At 66.3% G+C, this 21,165-nt stretch carries 21 protein-coding genes; 12 read left to right on the top strand and 9 right to left on the bottom strand.

Annotated elements, in window-relative coordinates:
• Nucleotides 1-193: hypothetical protein (locus AB0H93_RS43370; RefSeq protein ID WP_358582596.1), on the top strand; the 193-nt coding region annotated here is incomplete at its 5' end.
• Nucleotides 194-461: 268 nt separating this feature from the next.
• Here the strand turns inward: AB0H93_RS43370 and AB0H93_RS43365 are convergent.
• From AB0H93_RS43365 to AB0H93_RS43340, 6 genes are all read right to left on the bottom strand, one after another.
• The gene (locus AB0H93_RS43365) at nucleotides 462-2,063 is read right to left on the bottom strand and encodes an AAA family ATPase (RefSeq protein ID WP_358582593.1); all 1,602 of its coding nucleotides are present in this window, start codon (nucleotides 2,061-2,063) and stop codon (nucleotides 462-464) included.
• Nucleotides 2,060-2,809, bottom strand: coding sequence for a hypothetical protein (locus AB0H93_RS43360; protein WP_358582591.1), 750 nt, complete (start codon nucleotides 2,807-2,809; stop codon nucleotides 2,060-2,062). Before AB0H93_RS43360 ends, AB0H93_RS43365 begins: the two co-directional genes overlap by 4 nt.
• A 17-nt stretch (nucleotides 2,810-2,826) precedes the next feature.
• Entirely contained in the window at nucleotides 2,827-3,792 is a 966-nt protein-coding gene (locus AB0H93_RS43355; RefSeq protein WP_358582588.1) for a hypothetical protein, read from the bottom strand.
• Nucleotides 3,793-3,917: 125 nt separating this feature from the next.
• Nucleotides 3,918-5,993 carry a P-loop NTPase fold protein gene (locus AB0H93_RS43350; protein ID WP_358582585.1) on the bottom strand — a complete coding sequence of 692 codons (2,076 nt, stop codon included), beginning with the start codon at nucleotides 5,991-5,993 and terminating at the stop codon, nucleotides 3,918-3,920.
• Nucleotides 5,994-6,126: 133 nt separating this feature from the next.
• Entirely contained in the window at nucleotides 6,127-7,527 is a 1,401-nt protein-coding gene (locus AB0H93_RS43345; RefSeq protein ID WP_358582582.1) for an MFS transporter, read from the bottom strand.
• Nucleotides 7,528-7,558: 31 nt separating this feature from the next.
• Nucleotides 7,559-8,524, bottom strand: coding sequence for a nucleoside hydrolase (locus AB0H93_RS43340; RefSeq protein ID WP_358582579.1), 966 nt, complete (start codon nucleotides 8,522-8,524; stop codon nucleotides 7,559-7,561).
• 139 nt (nucleotides 8,525-8,663) lie between these two features.
• Between AB0H93_RS43340 and AB0H93_RS43335 the strand changes: the two genes are divergently transcribed.
• The 3 genes from AB0H93_RS43335 to AB0H93_RS43325 all read left to right on the top strand — a co-directional run bounded on the left by AB0H93_RS43335 (nucleotide 8,664) and on the right by AB0H93_RS43325 (nucleotide 11,240).
• Nucleotides 8,664-9,560, top strand: coding sequence for a ribokinase (locus AB0H93_RS43335; protein ID WP_358582576.1), 897 nt, complete (start codon nucleotides 8,664-8,666; stop codon nucleotides 9,558-9,560).
• A gap of 202 nt (nucleotides 9,561-9,762) precedes the next feature.
• Nucleotides 9,763-10,452, top strand: coding sequence for a deoxyribose-phosphate aldolase (gene deoC / locus AB0H93_RS43330; protein ID WP_358582573.1), 690 nt, complete (start codon nucleotides 9,763-9,765; stop codon nucleotides 10,450-10,452).
• 38 nt (nucleotides 10,453-10,490) lie between these two features.
• On the top strand, nucleotides 10,491-11,240 hold the full coding sequence (locus AB0H93_RS43325) for a GntR family transcriptional regulator (RefSeq protein ID WP_358582570.1): 750 nt from the start codon (nucleotides 10,491-10,493) through the stop codon (nucleotides 11,238-11,240).
• Here the strand turns inward: AB0H93_RS43325 and AB0H93_RS43320 are convergent.
• The gene (locus AB0H93_RS43320; RefSeq protein WP_358582599.1) at nucleotides 11,218-11,781 is read right to left on the bottom strand and encodes a carboxymuconolactone decarboxylase family protein; all 564 of its coding nucleotides are present in this window, start codon (nucleotides 11,779-11,781) and stop codon (nucleotides 11,218-11,220) included. The genes AB0H93_RS43325 and AB0H93_RS43320 overlap by 23 nt on opposite strands.
• An 80-nt stretch (nucleotides 11,782-11,861) precedes the next feature.
• Here AB0H93_RS43320 and AB0H93_RS43315 point away from each other — a divergent pair, with 80 nt between their 5' ends.
• The 4 genes from AB0H93_RS43315 (at nucleotide 11,862) to AB0H93_RS43300 (ending at nucleotide 14,669) form a co-directional block, all read left to right on the top strand.
• Nucleotides 11,862-12,338 (top strand): MarR family winged helix-turn-helix transcriptional regulator, encoded by a 477-nt coding sequence (locus AB0H93_RS43315; RefSeq protein ID WP_358582567.1) that lies wholly within the window; start codon nucleotides 11,862-11,864, stop codon nucleotides 12,336-12,338.
• 136 nt (nucleotides 12,339-12,474) lie between these two features.
• Nucleotides 12,475-13,137, top strand: a complete 663-nt coding sequence (locus AB0H93_RS43310; protein ID WP_358582564.1) for an alpha/beta hydrolase — start codon at nucleotides 12,475-12,477, stop codon at nucleotides 13,135-13,137.
• Between the two features lie 126 nt (nucleotides 13,138-13,263).
• A complete protein-coding gene (locus AB0H93_RS43305; protein ID WP_358582561.1) occupies nucleotides 13,264-14,115 on the top strand; it encodes a metalloregulator ArsR/SmtB family transcription factor in 852 nt (283 codons plus the stop codon).
• A complete protein-coding gene (locus AB0H93_RS43300) occupies nucleotides 14,103-14,669 on the top strand; it encodes a dihydrofolate reductase family protein (protein WP_358582558.1) in 567 nt (188 codons plus the stop codon). Before AB0H93_RS43305 ends, AB0H93_RS43300 begins: the two co-directional genes overlap by 13 nt.
• A 94-nt stretch (nucleotides 14,670-14,763) precedes the next feature.
• Here AB0H93_RS43300 and AB0H93_RS43295 read toward each other — a convergent pair whose 3' ends face one another.
• Both AB0H93_RS43295 and AB0H93_RS43290 read right to left on the bottom strand, forming a co-directional pair.
• Nucleotides 14,764-16,425, bottom strand: coding sequence for a hypothetical protein (locus AB0H93_RS43295; protein ID WP_358582555.1), 1,662 nt, complete (start codon nucleotides 16,423-16,425; stop codon nucleotides 14,764-14,766).
• A 103-nt stretch (nucleotides 16,426-16,528) separates the two neighbouring features.
• Nucleotides 16,529-17,164 (bottom strand): TetR/AcrR family transcriptional regulator, encoded by a 636-nt coding sequence (locus tag AB0H93_RS43290; protein WP_358582552.1) that lies wholly within the window; start codon nucleotides 17,162-17,164, stop codon nucleotides 16,529-16,531.
• A gap of 115 nt (nucleotides 17,165-17,279) precedes the next feature.
• On the opposite strand from AB0H93_RS43290, the gene AB0H93_RS43285 reads away from it, so the two are divergent.
• The 4 genes from AB0H93_RS43285 to AB0H93_RS43270 all read left to right on the top strand — a co-directional run bounded on the left by AB0H93_RS43285 (nucleotide 17,280) and on the right by AB0H93_RS43270 (nucleotide 20,946).
• A complete protein-coding gene (locus AB0H93_RS43285) occupies nucleotides 17,280-17,840 on the top strand; it encodes an NAD(P)H-dependent oxidoreductase (protein WP_358582549.1) in 561 nt (186 codons plus the stop codon).
• Nucleotides 17,837-19,306, top strand: a complete 1,470-nt coding sequence (locus AB0H93_RS43280) for an MFS transporter (RefSeq protein WP_358582546.1) — start codon at nucleotides 17,837-17,839, stop codon at nucleotides 19,304-19,306. Before AB0H93_RS43285 ends, AB0H93_RS43280 begins: the two co-directional genes overlap by 4 nt.
• Before the next feature lie 78 nt (nucleotides 19,307-19,384).
• Entirely contained in the window at nucleotides 19,385-19,795 is a 411-nt protein-coding gene (locus AB0H93_RS43275) for a VOC family protein (protein ID WP_358582543.1), read from the top strand.
• Nucleotides 19,796-19,869: 74 nt separating this feature from the next.
• Nucleotides 19,870-20,946: a peroxidase-related enzyme gene (locus AB0H93_RS43270; RefSeq protein WP_358582540.1), complete on the top strand. Its 1,077-nt coding sequence runs from the start codon at nucleotides 19,870-19,872 to the stop codon at nucleotides 20,944-20,946.
• The last annotated feature ends 219 nt before the right edge of the window (nucleotides 20,947-21,165 follow it).

Genomic DNA, 21,165 nt, shown 5'->3' with positions numbered 1-21,165 from the left:
CAAACCAAAACCTACTCCGCCGCTGGGCCGGTGCGGAGACCTCCCCAACCCCCACCCGCACCGGCCCACCCCGGTGACCGGGCGCGATGCCCCCGACCCCACGCGCCCGGTCACCCCCTACTCGCCGAACGCGGGCGGCGCGACCTTGGGCAACCCGAGGCCGTCCCACGCCTCATCGGAGTCCGCCAGGTAACCGAGAGGCCAGCACGCTCGCCGTCGCACCCACGAGCTGGACGGGCTTCATCGCGAAGGTCAAGCGAGGCCAACTCGACCGGTAGAACACAGGAAGCGAGTGCCCCTATCTACGGCTGGGGCACTCGCTCGCCCTGAGATCAACGGCTGAACAACACGCCATGTGCCCCTGGGGCCGACGGGGTCACGGCTGCGAGGACGACTGACGGTCAGCCAGGGTTTCCGATGAACACTTGGGCTACACGAATGCTAGTCAACTGCGGCCATCATCAGCCTGACAAGTACTCCAGGACCGCCGCTGTCGCCGCATTCATCATGTGCCGGGACCGCACCGGTCCAATTCCTTTAGCCCTCATGAAATCTTCTTCAGATGCAGCGAGAGCCTTTTCTACCGTATCGAAATTCAATTCCTTCAATTTGTTACGCAAAAAGAATGTCAAATCAAGCGCATCAACAGACTTGCGCAGCTGTTGGTTTAGCAACTCATTGAATCCATCCTCAAGCTGATCAATATTCAGTTTCTCGATTTCGGCATAAGAACGATTATTGGCTCCGTACTCCACCATTAGTTTAATTGACACAGATCTTCTTAATTCAGTGCAGAAAGCAACAGGATTCCTCTGTCGACCAGTACGGGTGCCGATATTCAACATATACCTGGTGCCAATGTGCCCCCGAGTCGCCACCAAACCACTGCCTTCTTCGTGAAGAATACCGCTATAGCAAAGAAGCCGGAGCGCTTCTTTAACCGCCGCCGGCGCATCACGATGAATCCAGAGAAATATCCGAGTATCTAGAGACTCCTTATCTTTGCTCTTTTCGTCAAGATACGGAAGCACCACCCCCGTGATAAATTCTCTCCCCCAGTCGATCACTTTTCTATGTCCCGCGTACCGATTCCCTAGCTCGCTATGCTCGGACCAAATCTTGTCTCGGTAGTACTCCCGCATCACTTTCTGTACATTATTATTATTAAACGGCGAAGCGGAAGATACCGTTTTCAAAAGAATTCGAGGATTTCCGCTTGCAGAGAAAGCCAGCGCATCGAATGCCTCACCATACTTGGTGATCACCGACTCAAGAGAGGGATCTTGCCGGACCACCATCTCTCGCATAGATGACAAGTACCCTGGTTCCAGTATGTCCCTATTGACATCAATCAACTCAGCGTCATGCCGCATCTGAAATGAGTCACCAAAGTACGTTACCCCGGGATACACGGCGGCCTTGACCGATAGGTACGGAGTACGGAGATCGCGCATGAGCGTGAAGAACTGGCGTTGCTGGTTTGGGATAAAGACATGCGCAGCCTCGTCCACCAGCAAGACCACTCGTCGCAGTCCTGTGTCCTGACACAAATCCTCAATCGCGTCAGTAATGCTTTCTGGATCAAGGCTGGAATCGAAATCTTTAACTGGCTCTACCGAACGCCAGGATTCCTCTAGCCTCTCCTCTAGCTGCTCAAGGCGAGGTTCCAAAGCGTCGTCGTCTTTATCTGGAGCGAGGGATGAAAAAACCGTGCTACGCGCACGGATAAGCCCCTTTTTCCTCGCAGCCCGCATGACCCGATTGCAAATTTTTGCCAGCATCCAATGTTTAAACTTATCGGAATCAGAAGTCTTGAGAAGACTGGCCTTGTTTAGGGTCACGTATACAGCCAGTACCTTTTCGCTCTCAAAACTTTCATCTAGTTCCTTTTTTGCTACGTGAAGCAGGAAGGATTTTCCAACTCCTCGTGCCCCTTGAATGACGACCGTCTTCTTAGTCTTGATCGCGTCGATAGTCGCTCTATCTGCAGGCGTTTCAATAAAGTATCTATCAATCTCTTCCGGCGTAAGATCTTCAGTTCTAAAGTTCAGTTCGTTGCTCAAGAATCGCTCCTTTCTACGGGAAGGTCAAGGATTCTCCGTACCGATACCAGGTGCGCAAGATTGTCTTCCAGTGTTGCCTCAACTTTTCGTTGTTGACCGAAGTCAAGTTCGGTAAAATATCTGATCATGAAGCAATGCAGCGTAACTAGTAAGGTAGTCCGACTCAGCGAGATCCATTCCCTCATGATCTCTTTGTCGTAAGCTATAGACGTCGGCAGTAGCTGTGAAGTTGCCACGTTCCCGTGGATGTACTCAGAACACCGGCGATACGTTGCCTTCGCTAGCGATACAAATTCGTCTCGATCAGATTGCGCCGCTGGGCAAAATTCGCCGATAAAAGCTTGCGAATAGATTCCGTTTTCGGCGGATGTGATGTAAGACCAACTGATATCCAGTTTGCCGCTTACCCATTGTCTACGCTTGAATTCTGAAGCGCTGAGGTAAGTCGTTGCGATAAACACCTCAAGAGAGGATCTTGAGCTTGAAAATGCTTGCCTGTAAAGTCCGCTCGCGGCCGCATATAAAGACAATCCGAAATCTCGATGCGCCGAATTGAGCTGAGGAGACTCAACTCGACCTTTAAGAACATCAAGCCACTGACCGAGGTCAGACTCAAGATGCAAAGTATGTTCGAACTCTTCCTTAAGAGAAGATGTAACCTCATTTATATGAGTGAGACATGAGTTGTGTAGCTTGACTATAAGTTCGCGCGCCTCACTAGCAGCCCGCAGCGAATACTCTGCCATATTCATGCTCCGATGTGTTATGAGCCAATTGGTTCGATCAGCCTCGCTTCGAGTCGTTCGAACTTGGCCTTGCTTGCTTCGTAAATACAGCTCACTCCGTGGGCGGCCAACAGGCTCACCAGGTCATCCGCCGGACGTGACGGGACCAGGACAGCGAGACTGCGATGCTTTACGTAGCGCGCGTAATCCAGGATCTGGCCGAGGGCTAGACGCACGTGGTTTCGGGACGCTGAACTCTTCGCTTCGATCAGTTCGCCGAGTTCTTCGTCGAAGAGGTCCGTGTAGATCGATGGTGTGTCACCAGGCATGCGGATCTCACGACTCGTCACTTCCCCGCCGCGTTCGCGTAGCACGGCCTCGTAACGTTTCACGAGATCAGCTTCACTGCGTTCGGCAACCGTGAAGCCTTTCTTTGGCTTGGAGACGTACTTTTCCGTTTGGTGCGATTCGACGGGTATGGAGTACTCTTCCGGCTCTGTGTTCCGGCTAGTCTTCGACGCTGCGACTTTGGCAGCTACCGGCCAGAGTCGGAACATGATTACACTGCGCCACTCCTCGTTGATGTCCAACGCGTCAGCCCGATACCACTGTTTATCCGGGTCCGGGTCGAGCGTGAATATCCCCAGGTACTCGTAGAAGCCGCCGCGTACCTCCTTGAACAACCGCAAGGGGCGTTCAGTGGTGAGGATCGTTTTGTTCCGGCGCACCAGTTGCTGGTCGCCGACTTGACCTTCACCGGTGTAGTGGTACGAGCCTTCGTCACGCCAACCGTCATGTCCGTAGCCGTACTTGGCACCGGCTGTGCTGGTAAACAGCAGCAAACTGCTTGACTTCGGCGCCGGTGCGATCCCCCCTTGTGTGGAGCCACCAAAACGCACGTGGATCTCGGAGCGGCGCAGCTCGTCACCGACACTCAGGTCCCACTCGACCTCAGCGGCGTCGGCGAAGACCTCAACCTCAGCAGCAACACGGAAATCAACCACATGATCACTCTACGGAGTGACATCCGTTTGCGTGACAGAAAAAGTTCAAACCAACTGATTGGACGCACCATGGTGAAGCCCGCCGGACCTGGGCCGGCACCGTGCCCCGCACTGCGCGGGATGTGTCATTGGTCGATCGCGTCCGCCACGGCTTCGTCGAGCAGGGAGTCTGCCAAGGCACCGCAGCAAGCGCCGACAAGGTCCGGAGTCAGGCGCACTGGCGAGGTGGCAAGCACATGCAACAGTTCGGGGTCTTCGAGCAGGGGGCCGTACTCGTCGGGCATCGAGTCCAAGCGCACCTCAGTCGAACCGGTGCTTGCAACGGCATTGAGGTTCGCTTCTAAATACTCAGTCAGCAGTGGCCACCGGATGTGCAGGACGGTCCAGAACGCCAGCACATCACTGTCAACCGTGATCCCTTCCAAAGTTCTCGCTGCGCGCAACACGCTGTAGGTGTTGACGAACCTCTTCATGCTTCGCGGATTGCCATCCATCAAGGATGTGAACTTTTGGAGAGCATGCTCGGTGACCTCAGCTATTCTTGGTTCGCTCATCCGCTCGACAGCCCGCGCGGCTGCGGCCTCCCGCTGCTCTGGACTGACAGACTTCAGCACGTCGAGCAGCTCGGTCTCGCTCGTGCTGCGTTCGATCTGCTCACGGAGCTCGTCGCTTTCGTCGGCACCAACCTGATCCGATGACTGGATGCCGAGCACGTGATCGAAGTACTGCCGTTTGGTGTCAGGTCCGAGCGTGGGCATCGGCACGGTCAGCTGGAACAACTTGTCCAAAAAAAGATGGCCAAGCCCACGGCCGGGCTCGTCGACAGCGCCCTGGAATGGTTGGTGCACAGCCTCGTACGCCCGTCGCAACCAGTTTCCATGTGCCGCAACGACGAAGTATGCCGACCGACCGGCGGTGCGCTTTTTGTCCGGCGCGTCGCGAACCAAAGTTTGGACTGCATCGAGGAGCTCGACTACATAGCGATCGCCGCAGCGGTCCAAGTCGTCGATAAAGAACACTACACGGCGTGGTGCGCGGGCCAATAACCAGCTGAAATGCTGAGTGACCTCTTGCATCGGGTTGGTGTGAACCTGCTCGAGCCGTTTAGCACCTCGCGCGGAGTCCCACAAGACAAAGCGGCTGACAAGCAAGATCACCAGTGCCACTGATCCCAAAGCGCTCAGTGGCTTGGTGATGCTCGTGACTGCCTGCCCCAGCCCGTTGCCGGACAACCAAGCTGGACTGAGGAGAACGAGTCCGCCAAGTAGCAGCAGGAGTACCAATCCGGTCAACAAATATGGCGTGCTGCCGCGGCGGGCACGTGTCCAAGCCTCCGCGATCCGAAAAAAGGGGCGACGCCATCGCGGAAGGTCCCACGATACATGCTGCCGCAGTGTGACAAGCAGCGCCCACCATGGCGGGTCCACTTTGGAATTCTGCCATGAGTCAAAGGGCACAACGAGGTAGTGCTTGTCGAGGTGCGGCTTGAGTAGCTTGAGCAGAGTGCTCTTGCCCGAGCCCCACGGGCCGTCCACATGGAGCAAAAAGGAGTGACAGGGCTCGTGGTGCGAGAATCGGCGCAGTCTGGCAGCGAGCACGGATGCAAGTGCGTCGCGCTTAAGCATGTCCTTGGTGGCCGGTGCATCGGCTGCCCACTGCTCATGGTCGGACCGCACTTCACCTGACGATGTGTCGGCAGACTCGACAGGGCTCGACTGCACCTCCGGTCCGGTTGGCTCGCTTGCGGCCGGCGCTGGAGGCACAGATCCAGCGGGCCAAAGGCGAAAGACAATGACACTGCGGAGTTTGCCTGTCTTGTCAGGTGCATCAGCTCGGTAGTACGGCTCGTCCGGGTCCAATGTGAACTCGCCGATATACCGGACATGGCTCCGCTGTGCTTCTTCGAACAGTCGCAAGGCACGGCCCGACTCTAGAACCGCCTTGTTTCCGCGCACCAATAGCTGATCACCGTCTTGACCTTCACCGGTGTAGCGATAGGAGCCGTCTTCGTGCCAGCCGTCGTAGTCGTAGCCGTACTGCGCCCCCTGCGCAGAGCTGAACAAGAGCACGCTGCCCGATCTGGGTGCCGACGCGATGCCGCCCTGCCCAGAACCACCAAACCTCTTGTGAACCTCGGTGCGCCGCAACACATCGCCGACCTGGAGATCCCACTCGACCAGACCATTACTACTTTCAGTCACCTGATCACCCCAAGTGACTATAACCCGATCAAGTGAAGGACATGCTCATCGTTGACCAACAGGAAGTTGATGAACGCGAAGGTGCGCTGACAAGCACCTTCGCGTGTACCACCACCGGATGATGTGGCCCGATTCAGACCTTCTCTGCCGTGCCCGTCTTCCCCGGCAACACGAAGGACGCCACCAGCGCTACCGCCGAGATCGCCGTCGCCACCACCAGTGCCGTGGTGAACCCTGCCGGGTCCGTTGCGCCTTCCGGGGTGCTTTGCGCCACCAGACCCGACAACACTCCGATGCCTACCGAGGCTCCGAGGTTGAACATTGTTGCGTTTAGGCCTGGGAGGATTCCTGGGGACTTCGCTGGCGCGTAGATCACTCCCATTCCGTTCAGGGCCGTTGCCGCGCACGCCGCGTAGGACACTCCCATCAGCGCCACCAGCGCGAACAGGAGCCATGGGGACTTCACCGCGAAGACCGTTGCCGCGATCAGCGCGAGGTTTCCCAGCAGGCCGATTCTCAGCATCTTTCGGTAGCCGATCTTCGGGGCCAGGGTTCCCGCTAGGGGCGCCAGGATCCAGCCCGCCAGGGCGTAGGGCATCAGGAACATCAGGGCCGTCGTCGTGCCGTCGTAGCCGAAGCCCGCCGCCGCGTTCTGGGCCAGCGTCGGGTACACGAACGTCAGGACCGCGAAGATCGAGGCCATCGTGCAGAACGTCGTCACCAGGAGGCCCCACACACCCCTGCTGCGCAGGGCCGGCAGCGGCAGGAGCGGGTCGGATTGGCCGCGTTCCACCAGCCAGAACACCACCAGGAGCACCAGGCCCGCCGCCAGGCACGCCAGCGGCCACGGGGCGAACCAGCCCACCGTCGGGCCGAGCGAGAGCCAGGCGTTCAGGCCCAGCAGGGCCAGGCAGATCACCGCCGCGCCCTTCCAGTCCATGCGGGTGCCCGTGCGCTCCGAGTCCGGGACCCAGGCGCCGATCATCACCACCGCGATCACCTCCAGGACGAAGGTGAAGCCGAAGATGCCCCGGAAGCCGATCGTGTCCGTGATGACACCGCCCAGCAGCGTGTCCACGCCCGCGACGCCGCTGTTCACTGCCGTCAGGATGCCCAGGTAGCGGCCGAACTGCTTGGTCGGCAGGATGTCGCGCAGCGTCAGGATGCCGAGGGAAATCGTTGCGCCGCAGGCACCTTGCAGGGCTCGGCCGACCATCAGCACCTCGACGTTCGGCGCGATCGTCGCGATCAGGCTGCCCGCCGCCATCACCGCGATCGAACCGAACAGCGCGCGGCGGCGGCCGATGATGTCGCTGTAGCGGGGCAGCACCACGCCCGCCAGGCCCGCCACGAACAGGAACACCGTCGCGGTCAGGCCGATCGTGCCGACGTCCGTGTTCAACGACGTCGCCATGTTGTCGATGGCCGGCGACAGCATGGTCGCGTTCATCTGGAAGCTGGCCACCGCCACCAGCAGGGCCGTGAGCACCAGTGGCGGGCGGGCCGCGACGCGCGGCGGGGCAGTTGCAGTCATCTCAGCGCTCTCGCTCGTGAAGTCCGGGCGGTCAGGCGATTTCGCGGGCCGGGGTGGTCTTCGTGGCCAGCAGGCCCTTGATGTAGTCGAAGAACGCTTCGGCGTCGATCTCCTCGACGACCGTCGCGTTCGCCTCCAAGCCGTGCACTCCCCAGGACATCGCCGCGTAGCCGCGGGTCAGCTCGCCCGCCGTCTCCACGTCGACGTGGTAGCGGGCGCTGCTGCGGATCAGCTCGGGGTGCAGGAGGACCGCCGCCGTCAGCGAGTCGGGGTGGGTGGTGCCGTCGATGCCGACGCTGCGGTCGAAATCCAGCGTCGCCGCGCAGACCCGGGTGAAGAAGTCCGACAGCGGGGTGCCCAGCGCCGCGATCTCGTCCAGCGCCGGCTGCGCGAACACCGCCTGGTCCAGGGTGAGCGGCGCCCACGGGACCACGACGATCTCGAAGCCCGCCGCGAACACCGTCTTCGCCGCCTCGGGATCGACGTAGAAGTTGAACTCCGCCGCTGCGGTGATGTTGCCGCGGGCGTTGTTGGAACCGCCCATCACGTAGAGGGTTTTGACGTTCCGGACGAAGTCCGGGTCCTTCACGACGGCCGTCGCGATGTTGGTCAGCGGGCCGATCGCGACGATCGACAGCTCGCCGGGGTTCTCCGCGGCCAGCCGGAGCAGCGCGTCCACCGCGTGCTCGGGCTCCGGGTCGCAGTCCGTCATGTCCATCGCCAGGCCGCCCGCGCCGTCGCCGTGCACGTTCTCCGCGCTCTCCCATGCCCGGACCATCGGGCGGCGGCAGCCGAGGTGGATCGGGACCTCGCCGAGCCGTCCGGCGACGTTGCAGGTCAGGTAGGCGTTGCGGACCTGGTGGCCGAAGTCGACGTTGCCGGCGACCATCGTCACGGCGCGCAGGTCGGCTCGGGGGTCGAGCAGGCCCGCGAGCAGGGCGATGCAGTCGTCCTGCGCCGTGTCGGTGTCGATCACCAGTGGGATGCGCTCAGGCATGACGTCTCCAGTGCGGCCATTGTTCACGTCTTTGTTCACTTGGCAAAGCCGGATGTACTGTAAGTCTGCCCTGTTGACGCGTCAATCGGGGTCTACCGGACTCACATATGTACACTTTTGTACATACCAGGGAGGTGTCATGCGGATCGCGGTTGTCGGCAGCTACGGCACGGGAATGACCATGCGCACCAGCCGGATGCCGGGGCGCGGGGAGACGCTCGGCGGGGCCGCCTTCTCGCTCGGCCCCGGCGGCAAGGGGTCGAACCAGGCCATCGGCGCCGCGCGGCTGGGCGCGGAAGTCTCGCTGCTGACCGCGATCGGCGACGACGTGCTCGGCGCGCAGGGCCGCGAGCTGTGGCGGCACGAGGGCGTGGACGCGAGCGCCGTCGTCACCGTCGACGCGTCGACCATGACCGGCGTGATCCTCGTCGAGGACGACGGCGAGAACCGGATCATCGTCGCGCCCGGCGCCCTCGACCTGCTCCGCCCGACGCACGTCGACGGCTTCGCCGACGTCATCGCCGCCGCCGACCTGCTGATGGTCTGCAACGAGATCCCCGCCGACGTGGTCGTTTCCGCGGTGCGGACCGCCGCCGACCGCGGCACCCGGGTCCTGTTCAACCCGGCCCCGGCCCGCGACCTGCCGCAGGACGCCGCGGACCTGGTCGACCTCCTCACCCCGAACCTCACCGAGGCCCAGGTGCTGACCGGCCTGGACACCACCGACCCGGACGCCCTGCTGGACGCGCTGCGCGAGCGGTTCTCCTCGACCATCGCGCTGACCTGCGGAACCGACGGCGCCTACGTGGACGACGGCACCGATCGCACGCACATCCCGCCGGTTCGGGCGGCTCGCGTCGTGGACACCACCGGCGCGGGCGACGCGTTCAACGCCGCCTTCGCCGTCGCGTGGTGCCGCGGCTGGGACCTGCGCCGCGCCGCCCGCTACGCCGCCGCGGCCGGGGCGTTCGCCGTCGCCCACCACGAGGTGATCCCCGGCCTGCCCCACTCCGAAGATCTAGGCCTTGCTTTATAAGCGGCGGCAGCCGCTTGCGGTGTGGGACTCAGCTCGCACCGCCGCGGGTTCTCAGCGGTCTTCTCGCGAGGACAGCCCCAGCGCCGCGTATTGGACATACATAAGTCGGGGATCCCGGAGTCGAGAAGGCCGCTGAGGTTCCGCCACCCGCACCGCTACGCAAACCACCGTTGAAACACTCGCTCGACGAAAGGTGATCGACGTGCCCAGTTACTCGGCCGACCAACCGGCTTCCCTCGCACCGTTCATCCAGCACACCGCCATCGACATCGGCATCACGCGCGACGACATGATCCGGCACTGCGAGGAGGCCGTGCGCTTCGGCTTCAACGCCGCGATGGTCCCGGCGTCGTGGGTTCCGCTGGTCGCCGAGCGGCTGCGCGGCACCGGCGTGCAGGTCGCCAGCGCCCTGGACTTCCCCACCGTCGGCTCGATGACCTCCGCAGGCAAGGCCGCCGAGGCTCGTGCCATCGCCGAGGCCGGCGCCGACCAGCTGGACATGGGCGTGCAGGTCGGCTGGCTGCGCAGCGGCATGGAGCAGGAGTTCCGGGACGACATCGCCGCCGTGGTGGAAGCCGCCGGGATTCCCGTGAAGGTCATGCTGGAGCTGCCGAAGTTCACCGCCGCCGAGCGGGAGCGCGCGGTCGAGCTGGCGATGGACGCCGGGGCGGCCTACCTGAAGAACGCCAGCAGCGGGGCGGTCGAGATCGCCAACCCGGACAGCATCGCCTACCTGGTCGAACGCGCCCGGCCGGGCGTCGCGGTCAAGGCCTCGGGCGGGATCAAGACCGTCGAGCAGGCGGTTTCGCTGCTCGACGCGGGCGCGTCGCTGCTGGGCACGAGCGCCGGCATCGCGATCGTCACGGGCGGCGCGGCCGCTTCGTCATACTGAGTCGTGATCGTCGAAGGCGCGCAACACCGGGGGGTCAGGTGACGGAGACCGACGCGTCGCGCATCTCGCGCGACGCACCCGAGCCGCTGCACGTGCAGATCGCGGCGGTGTTCCGCGATGACATCCTCAGTGGACAGTGGCCGGCGCACTACAAGCTGCCGCCGGAGCCCGCGCTCGCGGAGCAGCTGGGGGTCAGCCGCGGAACGTTGCGGAAGGCGCTGGCCGTCCTCATCGAGGAGGGGCTGCTCACGCAGACCCGCGGCCGCGGCACGTTCGTCACCGCGGGCGTGCTGGAGCCGCGGATCGCGCAGCGGCTGCACTCGCTGTCGGAGGACTTCCGCGCGCAGGGGTACGCGCTGGACGTCCAGGTGATCGGCGCCCGGTTGGAGGGCCTGCAGATGACCGTGCAGGCCCTCCTCGGCGCGCCGCCCGGCACGCCCGGGCTCAAGCTGGTCCGGATCTTCCGGGGCGCGCAGGGGTCGCTCGCGTACCTGGTCAACTGGGTGCGCGCGGACCTCTGCCCCGGCATCGAGAACGTCGACTTCGAGCGGCATTCGCTGTTCGACGTGCTGGAGGAGTCCTACGGATTGCCGGTCGCCGAGGGCCGGCGGACCTTCAGCGCCGAACCCGCCCGCGAGGACGTCGCGGAGGCCTTGGAGGTCCCGGCGGGCACGCCGGTGCTGTACCTGGAGCAGGTGACCTACACCCGCGACGGCCAGGCCGTGGAGTACTCGGACGTGTGGATCAACAGCACCGCGGTGAAGGTCACCTCGCTGCTGACCCGCTGAGCCCCGGCCACGCGAAGGGTTCGAGCCACTCGTCGAGCGGCGCGTCGACCAGCCGGTTGGCCAGCGTGGACATCGTGTAAGCGCCGATGCCGAGGACCACTTCGAGCGCGTTGCGGGTCGTGTAGCCATGCGCCAGGAATGCTTGCAGCGCTTCGGGTTCCACTGCCCCGGCCCGCTCCACCACCTGGATCGCGAACTCCCGGATCGCCTCCAGGCGCGGATCGTCCAGCGGTTCTCCGTCGCGCAGCGCGGCGATGGTCCCGGGACTCGCGCCCATGGTGGTCAGCTTGGCCGTGTGCATCGCGACGCAGAGGTGGCACTCGTTGCGGGTGGCGATCGTGAGGACCACGGTCTCGCGGGCGAGCGGGTCCAGCGTGGTCGCCTCGAACATGGCGCTGAGCTTGAGGAATCCGTCGAGCAGGTGCGGCGACTCGGCGAGCCGCCCGATCGCCGCCGGCAGGTGGCCGAGGCGCTTGGCGGTGGCTGCCATGGCCCGCCGCGACTCCGCGGGCGCGGACTCCACCGTGTGGTCGGTGAACATGTTCCCCCGTTCCAGGTGGCGCCCTTCGGCGCCTAGAATCGACAACATGGTTGTCGAAAAGGTAAACCAGGTTGTCGAATATGGCAACGACTGAGGCACACGGATTCGAGCTGCCCCTGCTGCTGTTCGCGGGGTTCCGCTCGCTGATCGACCAGCTGCACGCCGAACTGGCCGCGCAGGGACATCCCGAGGTGCGCCCGGCGCACGGATTCGCCCTGCAGGCGATCGGGCGCGACGGCGCGACGGCCAGCGAGCTGGGCCGCAGGCTCGGCATCTCCAAGCAGGCCGCGGGCAAGACGGTGGACCGCCTGGCGAGCCTCGGCTACGTCGAGCGGGCCGATGACGCGGCGGATGCGCGGCGGAAGCTGATCCGGCTCACCGACCGAGGGGTCGACGTGCTCGCCCGCTCGGCGGCGATCTTCGAAGCGCTCCGGTCGCAGTGGGCGAAAACCCTTGGCGCGCAGCGACTTCGGGAGCTGGAGGCGGACCTGCGCAGCATGACGCCGGCGGAGACGTTCCGCCTCGACGTTCCGGGGTGGTTCGGCACGTCGTCGTGAGCGAACGGCCCGTTCGCGCCGCCTATCGAGGCGAACAGGCCGTTCACTCACCCCCAAAGAAGGTTTCCATGCGGACAGGAACTGTCCTAAACGGCTCCTAGGGTTGTTGTCACGACGACCTCGAAGGAGACGTGACATGGCGATCTACGTGCTGGTTCCCGGTGCCTGCCACGGCGGCTGGTGGTACGAGCCGCTGGCCGCGGAGCTGCGCGACGAGGGGCACCGGGCGTACCCCGTGACGCTGACCGGTCTCGGCCCGCAGGCCGCGCCGACCGGCTCGGTCAACCTGGACACGCACATCGACGACGTGGTGCGCCTGCTGGAGCAGGAGGACCTGCGCGATGTCGTCCTGTGCGGACACAGCTATGGCGGGATGGTGATCACCGGGGCCGCCGACCGGGTGCCGGAGCGGATCGCGTCGCTGGTCTACGTCGACGCCTTCGTGCCGCAGGACGGCGATTCGGTGATGTCGCTGACCGACGACCACTGGCACCAGTGGTACATCGGCGGCTCGGCGGGCGACGGCTTCTCGGTCGCGCCGCTGCCAGTGCTGAGCCCGCGAGCGACGCCGCATCCGCTGGCCACGCTGGTGCAGGGCATTCGGCTCACCGGCGCGCTGGACCGGATTCCGCGCCGCGAGTACGTGTTCTGCTCCGAGTTCGAGCACACCCCGTTCGCCTCGACCTACGAGCGCCTGCGGAACGATCCGGCGTGGCACGTCCGGTCGCTGCCGATCGGGCACAACATCGTCGCCGACGCCCCGGACGACTTCCGCAAGATCCTCCTCGCAGCCGCCTAGGCGCGGAATATCAGCTGGTCAGGACCCGTGCGTGCGGTGCGCTGTCATGGCAGCACAAAACACGCACGGGCCGGCCTGCGAAGTATTCCTTGACACGAACATTCTCCATGGCGAATACTTCTGCCCATGGACGCAGCATTCCTCGCCGCACTGGCCGATCCGGCCCGCTGGCGACTCGTGAGCCTGTTGGCCGAGCGGCCCCGCTCGGTCGGCGTCCTGGCCCAGCTCGCCGAGGCCCGCCAGCCGCAGACGACCAAGCACCTGCAGACCCTGGAGCGCGCCGGCGTCGTCACCTCCCAGCGCACCGGCCAGCGCCGCATCTACGCGCTCCGGCCCGGCCCGTTGCGAGAGCTGGCGGCCGCGCTGAACCGGCTCGCCGACGCCGCGGACCAGGTCGGTGGATCGCGCGAGACCTACGACCGCTACGGGGCCAGCCTCGACGCGGAACGGCGCGCCGCCGAGGATTCAGGGTGGGCCGACGGCCGCTCGTTCGGGTTTCACCGGTCGCTGGCGGGGCGTCCCGAGCTGGTCTGGCGCCACCTGACCGATCCCGCACTGCTCGCCCGCTGGTGGGTACCCGACGACCTGCGCGTCTCCGAGCTCGTCTTCGAGGCGCGACCGGGCGGGCGGATCGTCCAGGAGTACCGCGACGTCGAGGACACCGGCGACTCGGACCCGGTCGCCGGACGCGCGGAGGGAGTCGTCGAAGAAGTGCGCCCCGATGAGCGCCTCACCTACCGGCTCTCCCCGCTGCTCCCCGACGGCGGCCTCGCCTTCACCGCGCACGTCGACCTGCGCCTCCGGTCCACCGACACCGGCACGGAGCTCGACGCCCACTGGCGGATCGCCAACAGCACCGTCTACTCCGCCGACTTCATCGCAGGCATCGAGATCGGCTTCGGCCAGTGCCTCGACAAGCTCGCGGCGACCCTCACCGAGCACGACACCGACACAAGGAGCTCCTCGTGGGACGACTGATCATCAACGTCGCCATGACCGTCAACGGCGCCTTCGAAGCACCGGCACCCCAGCCGCAGGGGTGGCTGGTCACCGATCCCGACAGCATGCAGGCCGGGCTGGAGATGTGGCAGGCGGCCGACGCCATGGTGCTCGGGCGCAAGACCTTCGAGGGATTGTCCACCGCCTGGCCCCAGCTCGCCGACGTCCCCGGCTTCGAGGCGTACGCGGCCCGGATGAACGGCATGCCCAAGTACGTCGCGTCCCGGTCGCTGACCGGCCCGCTGGAGTGGAACGCCACCCTGATCGACGGCGACCTCGCCGAGAGCGTGCGCCGCCTCAAGGACGAACACGACGGCAACCTGATCGCCCCCTCCGCCGGTGAGCTGACCCGAGACCTCATCGCCCACGACCTCGTCGACGAGCTCTGGTTCAACGTCAGCCCCTACCTGTGGGCGACCGGGCCGCGGATCTTCGACGACCTCGGCCCGGTCCGGCTGGAACTCGTCAACACGACGACCTTCCCCTCGGGCGTGGTCCGTCTGTGCTACCGCCCCACTCCCGCCGCCGGGTAAACCCCACGACAGCGGACTCAGGTCCCGTGCGTGTTTTGTGCTGCTGTAGCAACACAAAACACGCACGGGCCCGTCGCTCACCGGAGGCCGAGGATCACTCCTCGGGGGCGATCTTGAAGCCCGCCTTGCGGGCCGCCTTGGCGATCTTCTTGTCCGGGTGCTGGGCGCCGATCAGGGCCAGGACCTCGCGGACGTCCGGGTGGTCCAGGCGCCACATCTCCTCGAAGATCGCCGGCTCCTGCCCGGCGGGCACGGTCTCCGCGAGCACGTCGGGAAGCTCCTCCGGGTCGACCGAGTCGAGCGCGGCCGCGAGCATGTCGGTGAGCAACCGCGCCGCGTCGGCCACCGTCGATTCGAGCTCCTCGGACGGATTCAGCTGGTGCAGCGTCACCTTCGCGTAAGGCCGGAGCATCGGCTCGTCCAGCGCCTCCCGCCACCGCTGTGTCGCGGTCGCGGCGTGCGGCGCCGCGATGGAGACCGCGATCATCCGGTCTTCCGCCTCGCCTTCCGCGGCGGCGGTCAGCAGGTCGTCGGTGGCGGCGACGGCTCCGCGCGCCTCGAACCAGGCGTCGGTTTCCGCGTCCAGCTCCTCGTCGGTCGCGCCCTTGGCGAAGTCCACCAGGTCGAAGGCGGCCATCTCCTCGACCGGCGGCAGCAGCGGAACCTCGACGCCGCCGTCGGTCAACGCGCCGCCGAAGGTGTACTGGCCGAGCGGGGTGAGGCGGGCGACGCCCCCTTCCACCGTCACCGCACCCAGGTCGGCGAGGACCGCCAGCAGCCGTTCCGCCGGATCGCCGCAGGTCGCGACCCAGTTGTCCCACGCGCCGTCGGAAGTGGTCTCGTCCACGGCGATCTCGCGGATCATGTCGCGCAGCTCGGCGACGGGCGCGCCTTCGCCGCGGGCCAGGAACAGCGACACCATCGCGTAGTAGGCGACGTCCTCGAGGTCGAGGTCCGCGCACTCGTCCTGGAAGATCTCCTCCAGCAGCAGCCCCAAGGCGTCCGCCCAGACGTCCAGCACCGCTTGGTCGTCGCCGTCCGGCCAGTCGTCGACGCTGGGGCCGACCTCGACGATTTCCGTTGAGGGGCCGATGAATTCCAGCTCGGCCGCCCACTCCCACAGCCGCTCCAGCTCCGGGATGTCCGCCATGCCCTCCACCGCGTCCGGAACCGCGAAGCCGAGCGCCTCGGCGGCTGCGATGGCGTCGGCGGTGCTCAGCGCACCGGCCTTGATCGGGCAGGCGACCGTGCGGACCGCCAACCGCCGGGCCCGGTCCAGCAGCGGGCTCTGCCGCGCCGCGGCGGCGAGCTCCTCGTCCGACGGCAACCGCAGCGGCGGCAGCCGGTCCGGCAGCCCGAGCTCCGTCCGGAGGTCGTAGGGCTGCTCGCCGGGCGGGGCCATCGCGACCTCGGCGAACCGCGGCTCGATCTCGTCGACCTTCCGCCGCAGGTCGTCCACCAGCGCCGGCTCGATCCGGCCGGTGTCGCCGGCGAAGGTCAGCAGTTCGCGGAGCGTCGCGAGCACCTCGGTCAGGTCCTCGTCCTCCTCGACTGCGACCTTGGCGGGGAACTGCTCCAGCAGCAGCTCGTCGAGATCGTCCGGACGCAGCTCGCCGAGTTCGGGCAGGCCGACGTGCTCGTACAGCAGCCGGAGCAGGATCTCGGCGTCGTTGCTGTTCCCCTGCACCGGTTGTGCCTGCTTATCGGCCCACTCCGCCAGTTCTGGCAGCAGGCTGTCGACCGGATCGCGCTCCATGTTCAAAGCGTATCGACCCGGGCGCCAGCGCGAAGGCAGTGGGCGGCTCAGACCGGAACAGCTCCCCGATTCCGACGGTGCAGCGGCGCCGGATGCGCTCGCCCTACTGAGGGCGGTAGGCGCGCAGGAACACCTCGACGCCAGCCGCGACGATGGCCTCGACCTCGTCCTCGTCGATCGAGCGCGCGCCCCAGAAGGTCAGGCTCTGCACCTCCCCGGCGACCAGGAGCACGAAGTGCACCGCCGCCCGCTGCGGGTCGTCGATCTCCAGCAGCCCCCTGTCGCTCAGCTCCGCCAGCCGCCGGGCCAGATCGGCCTGCACCTGCCTCGGGCCGGCCGCCTGCCACTCCTCCACCACCTCCGCCGGGATGTGCCCGACGTCGGCGTTGATCTGCCGCACCAGGAAGAAATGTGCCTCGAACTCGGGCATCACGGCGGTGAAGTCGCGCCCGAGGCCGATCAGGTCCGACCGCAGGTCGACGATCTTGCCTAGGTGCCGGTCGAGGTCGGCCAGCTGCGCGTCCCGGACCGCCGCCGCGCTTTCCAGGATGACCTCGCGGAACAGCTCGCCCTTGTCCGCGAAGTGGTTGTAGATGGTGCGGGTCGACACCTCGGCCGCCTTGGCGATCGTGTCGATGCTGGCGCGCGCGTAGCCGTCCCGGCCGAACACCTCGCGGGCCCCGTCGATGATCGCCCGGCGCTTCTCCGAGCCGCGACGCGAGACGTTTTCCCTGCTCATCAATACCCTTTCCGTCAAAGTACAACGATCATTGCATTAAGTGCATTACATGTTGTACTTTACCACTGCGCCGCTTCCGGAGCCCACCGGAACGCCGATCCACGAGGAGCGAAAGATGTCCGCACTGCGCCTGGCCGTGATCATCGGGACCAACCGCGAGGGCCGCTTCGGCCCGACCGTCGGCAACTGGTTCACCCGGCAGGCCCGGGAGTTCGGCGGCCTGGACGTCGACGTCATCGACCTGGCCGAGACCGACCTGCCCGCCACCCTCGACTTCGGCGCCCAGCCCGTCGTCGAGCTGGCCGGGCGGCTGGCCGCCGCCGACGCCTACGTCGTCGTGACCCCCGAGTACAACCACAGCTTCCCGGCCGTGCTGAAGCACGCGATCGACCTCTACCGCGAGGAGTGGCAGGCGAAGCCGGTCGGTTTCGTCTCCTACGGCGGGATGGGCGGCGGCCTGCGCGCCGTCGAGCAGCTGCGGCTGGTCTTCGCCGAACTGCACGCCACGACCGTCCGCGAAACGGTCAGCTTCCACAACGCCTGGGAGCGCTTCGACGAGACCGGCGCCCCGATCGACGAGGGCTGCAACGAGGCCGCCAAGGGCATGCTCGGCCAGCTCACCTGGTGGGCGCGCGCCCTGCGCGCCGCCCGCGCCGCCGAACCGTACGCCGCATGATCCCCCGGAGCTCTCCCGTGCAGGACAAGCTCACCCTGGTGGTCGTGCTGCTGGGCTACCTGGTCCTGCCGATGTCGATGTCCGGCACGACCGTGGCGCTGCCCCAGATCGGCGCCTCGCTCGACGCCTCCGGCGGCGCCCTGCAGTGGGTGGTGACCGGCTACTTCCTCACGGCCTCGTCGTTCATGCTCGTCGCCGGCTCGACCGGGGACCTGTTCGGCAGGCGCCGGATCTACCGGGTCGGCGCCGCGGTCTACGCGCTCGGCAGCCTGGCCGCCGCGCTCACTCCGGGAATCCTGGTGCTGGACGTGGCCCGCACGCTCACCGGCGTCGGGGCGGCGGGCGTGATGGCGGGCGGCGGCGCGATCCTCGCGTCCACGTTCACCGGGACCGAGCGGACCAGGGCGTTCGCCGCGATGGGCACGACCGCGGGCCTGGGCATGGCGATCGGCCCGACGCTGGCGGGCTGGCTGGTCGGCGCGCTCGGCTGGCGCGCGACCTTCGGCACCTTCGCGGCCGCCGGATTTCTCTTGCTGGCAGGCACTTTCGCGATGGCCGAGTCGCGGGCCGACCGGCGCCCGCGGGTGGACTGGGGCGGCGCGGTGACCTTCATCGCCGGGCTCGCCTCGGTGATGTTCGCGATCACCCAGAGCTCGCGGGCCGGCTGGACGAGCCCGCTGGTGCTGGGCCTGCTCGCCGCGGGCGCCGCGCTGCTGGCGCTGTTCGCGGCCGTCCAACGGCGCAGCGCGCATCCGGTGCTGGACCTGACCCTGCTGCGCAACCGGCGGTTCGTCGGCTGGCTCACCTCGGGCGTCGTGATGGTGCTGGGCTTCGGCGGGATGATGTCGTACCTGCCCACGTTCCTGCAGGGCGCGAACGGGATGTCGGCGCGGGACGCCGGGCTGATCATGCTGATGTCGACGGCGCCGACGCTGTTCATGCCGTTGCTCGGCGGGCGGCTGGTCAACCGGGGCGTCTCTCCGCGCGCGCTGATCACCGCCGGGCTGTTGCTGATCGCGGCGGGCAACGCCTGGCTGACCGTGCTGCACCCCGGGATCGGCGCGGGCGCGCTGCTCGGCCCGCTGCTGACGGTCGGCGTCGGGATCGGCCTGGCCACCGGCCTCATCGACGCGCAGGCGATGAACCAGGTCGCCCAGTCCCGGACCGGCATGGCGGCGGGCCTGCTGAACACGATCCGCGGCGGCTCCCAGACGCTGGTGCTCGCGCTGTTCGGTTCGGTGCTGATCAGCCTGCTGACCAGCCGCGTCGGCGACCAGGCCGGGAAGGTTGCGACGGGCGAGCTGGCCGCCGCGCAGCACGACTTCCTGGCCGTCCAGCTGAGCGACGCCTGGCAGGTCCTGCTCTGGGCGATCGCCGCGGTGACCGCGCTCGGCGCCCTGGCGGTCGCGGCCCTGCTCGCCCCGGCCCGCGAGACGGCCCGGCACGCGGTCCCGCAAGCCGGCTGACCGTTCCTCGCGGCGTGCGGGTGACCGGAGCGGACGTTAGATTGCGGCGCGAAACCGGCATTCGAGGGAGCAGCCACGATGACCAGCCCGGATTCCCCGCGGATCTCGACGTTCCTGATGTTCGAGGGCAAGGCGGAGGAGGCGATGAACTTCTACACCTCGCTGTTCGAGGACGGCGAGATCCTCGACATCACCCGCTACGGCGCCGACGGTCCGGGCGACGAGGGAACCGTGCAGCTCGCCACGTTCACGATCCTCGGCCAGCAGTTCATGTGCATCGACAGCCACGTGTCGCACGCCTTCACCTTCACACCGTCGATGTCGCTGTTCGTCAACTGCCGCACGGAAGCCGAGCTCGACGGCGCCTACGCGGCGCTCGTCGAGGGCGGCGCGGCGCTGATGCCGCTGGGCTCCTACGGCTTCAGCCCCAAGTTCGGCTGGGTGAACGACCGCTTCGGCGTCTCCTGGCAGCTGAACCTCCCCGGCTGACAACCCGGGATCACCGCTGGAGCGCGCAATGGAAAACTATTGCGGGAGAAGCCGTTCTAGCGGATGGGATGCTTATGACGATCGTCGGCAGCGAGCGCGTCAGCCGGACCGAAGAGGCGTTGGCCGTGCTGCGGCCGGACGTGCGCGAGTTGACCGCGAGCGTTGATGCCGCTGTGCTGCGCCCGGCCGACGAATCCGTGCTCAGCCACGCCGATCGGGCCCGGATCGCGTTGCGCGTCGCGCTGGTCAACGAACACCAGGAGTACGCGGACGAGCTGGCCGCGCAGCTCGATTCGCTGGCCGGGGACGGCGCCGCCGAGGTGGTCCTCGACGTCGAGCGCTGGTCCGAACTTCCGGAGGCGCTGCAAGCGTTGCTCGCGCACTGCGAGCAGGTCGCGCTGGACCCGGCCGATGCGGGATTCGACGAGATCACCGCGCTGCGGGAGCACGGGTTCAGCTCCGCGCAGGTGGTGGCCGCGGCGCAGATCGTCGCGTACGTCAGCTACCGGGTCCGGTTGCTGCTCGGGTTGTCGCTCGTCGAGGAGGCCGGGGACGGGCCGGTTCCCGACGGCCCGGTGAACTCCATCGAGGCCGGGGCCACCGCCGACGGCTGCGAACTCCCCGCCCCCGCCGACGCGTTCCGGGCGCTGCGCTGGGTTCCGTGGGTCGATCAGGCGGATGCGCCGGAGGAGTCCGCCGGGGCGCAGTGGTCGCCGTTCTACTTGACGCTGCGGCACGATCCGGAGTTGCTGGCGGAGCGCACCGCGCTGCACAACGCGATCATGAGCGGCTCCGGCGCGCTCGACCCGGCCGACCGCGAGCTGGCCGCGCTGGCTACGTCGCTGATCACCGGCTGCGAGTACTGCGCCGGGGTGCACGGCCGCCGCCAGGTGCAGTTGTCGGGCGACCAGATCACCGCCGTGGCACTGGCGGAGGCGGGCCCGGCGGCGGTGGCGGATCCGCGCCGGCGCGCCATCGTCGACACCGCAGGTGCCCTCGCCCCCACCCCGGCGGCGCTGTCCGCCGCCGACATCCGCCGCTTGCACGCCGTCGGCCTCAGCGCCGACGACGTCCGCGACCTCGTCGCGGTCTCGGCGATGTTCACCTGGGACAACCGACTGCTGATGACCCTGGGCAACGCCGCCGCCTGACATCCGCAGGCTTACGTCCGCAGGCTGATGTCCCGGATTCCGATGTCCCGCAGTTTCAATTGAAACTGCACACCTCCGGCGTGTCGGGCGCACGACACGCCGGAGGCTGTGGATGACTGCCGCAATTTCCATTGAGCCTTTTTCATCCTGATCTTTGCGGGTCAGGGCTGGTGGGGTGTGTCGTTGCGGGTGAAATGGTGAAGCTCCTGGTAGATGGAT

The sequence above is a fragment of the Saccharopolyspora sp. NPDC050642 genome (assembly GCF_040654735.1).
GTDB classification, from domain to species: Bacteria; Actinomycetota; Actinomycetes; order Mycobacteriales; family Pseudonocardiaceae; genus Saccharopolyspora; species Saccharopolyspora elongata.
Note: the sequence above shows the minus strand (reverse complement) of the source record. Positions and strands in the feature narration are given on the sequence as shown.

What these genes read in the sequence shown, in the direction of transcription:
- AB0H93_RS43290 (WP_358582552.1), bottom strand. Translation starts at nt 17,164, where the DNA reads ATGAGCAGGGAAAACGTCTCGCGTCGCGGCTCGGAGAAGCGCCGGGCG.
- AB0H93_RS43335 (WP_358582576.1), top strand. Translation starts at nt 8,664, where the DNA reads ATGCGGATCGCGGTTGTCGGCAGCTACGGCACGGGAATGACCATGCGC.
- AB0H93_RS43285 (WP_358582549.1), top strand. Translation starts at nt 17,280, where the DNA reads ATGTCCGCACTGCGCCTGGCCGTGATCATCGGGACCAACCGCGAGGGC.
- AB0H93_RS43275 (WP_358582543.1), top strand. Translation starts at nt 19,385, where the DNA reads ATGACCAGCCCGGATTCCCCGCGGATCTCGACGTTCCTGATGTTCGAG.
- AB0H93_RS43315 (WP_358582567.1), top strand. Translation starts at nt 11,862, where the DNA reads ATGGCAACGACTGAGGCACACGGATTCGAGCTGCCCCTGCTGCTGTTC.
- AB0H93_RS43310 (WP_358582564.1), top strand. Translation starts at nt 12,475, where the DNA reads ATGGCGATCTACGTGCTGGTTCCCGGTGCCTGCCACGGCGGCTGGTGG.
- AB0H93_RS43345 (WP_358582582.1), bottom strand. Translation starts at nt 7,527, where the DNA reads ATGACTGCAACTGCCCCGCCGCGCGTCGCGGCCCGCCCGCCACTGGTG.
- AB0H93_RS43305 (WP_358582561.1), top strand. Translation starts at nt 13,264, where the DNA reads ATGGACGCAGCATTCCTCGCCGCACTGGCCGATCCGGCCCGCTGGCGA.
- AB0H93_RS43340 (WP_358582579.1), bottom strand. Translation starts at nt 8,524, where the DNA reads ATGCCTGAGCGCATCCCACTGGTGATCGACACCGACACGGCGCAGGAC.
- AB0H93_RS43270 (WP_358582540.1), top strand. Translation starts at nt 19,870, where the DNA reads ATGACGATCGTCGGCAGCGAGCGCGTCAGCCGGACCGAAGAGGCGTTG.
- AB0H93_RS43295 (WP_358582555.1), bottom strand. Translation starts at nt 16,425, where the DNA reads ATGGAGCGCGATCCGGTCGACAGCCTGCTGCCAGAACTGGCGGAGTGG.
- AB0H93_RS43280 (WP_358582546.1), top strand. Translation starts at nt 17,837, where the DNA reads ATGATCCCCCGGAGCTCTCCCGTGCAGGACAAGCTCACCCTGGTGGTC.
- AB0H93_RS43320 (WP_358582599.1), bottom strand. Translation starts at nt 11,781, where the DNA reads ATGTTCACCGACCACACGGTGGAGTCCGCGCCCGCGGAGTCGCGGCGG.
- AB0H93_RS43360 (WP_358582591.1), bottom strand. Translation starts at nt 2,809, where the DNA reads ATGGCAGAGTATTCGCTGCGGGCTGCTAGTGAGGCGCGCGAACTTATA.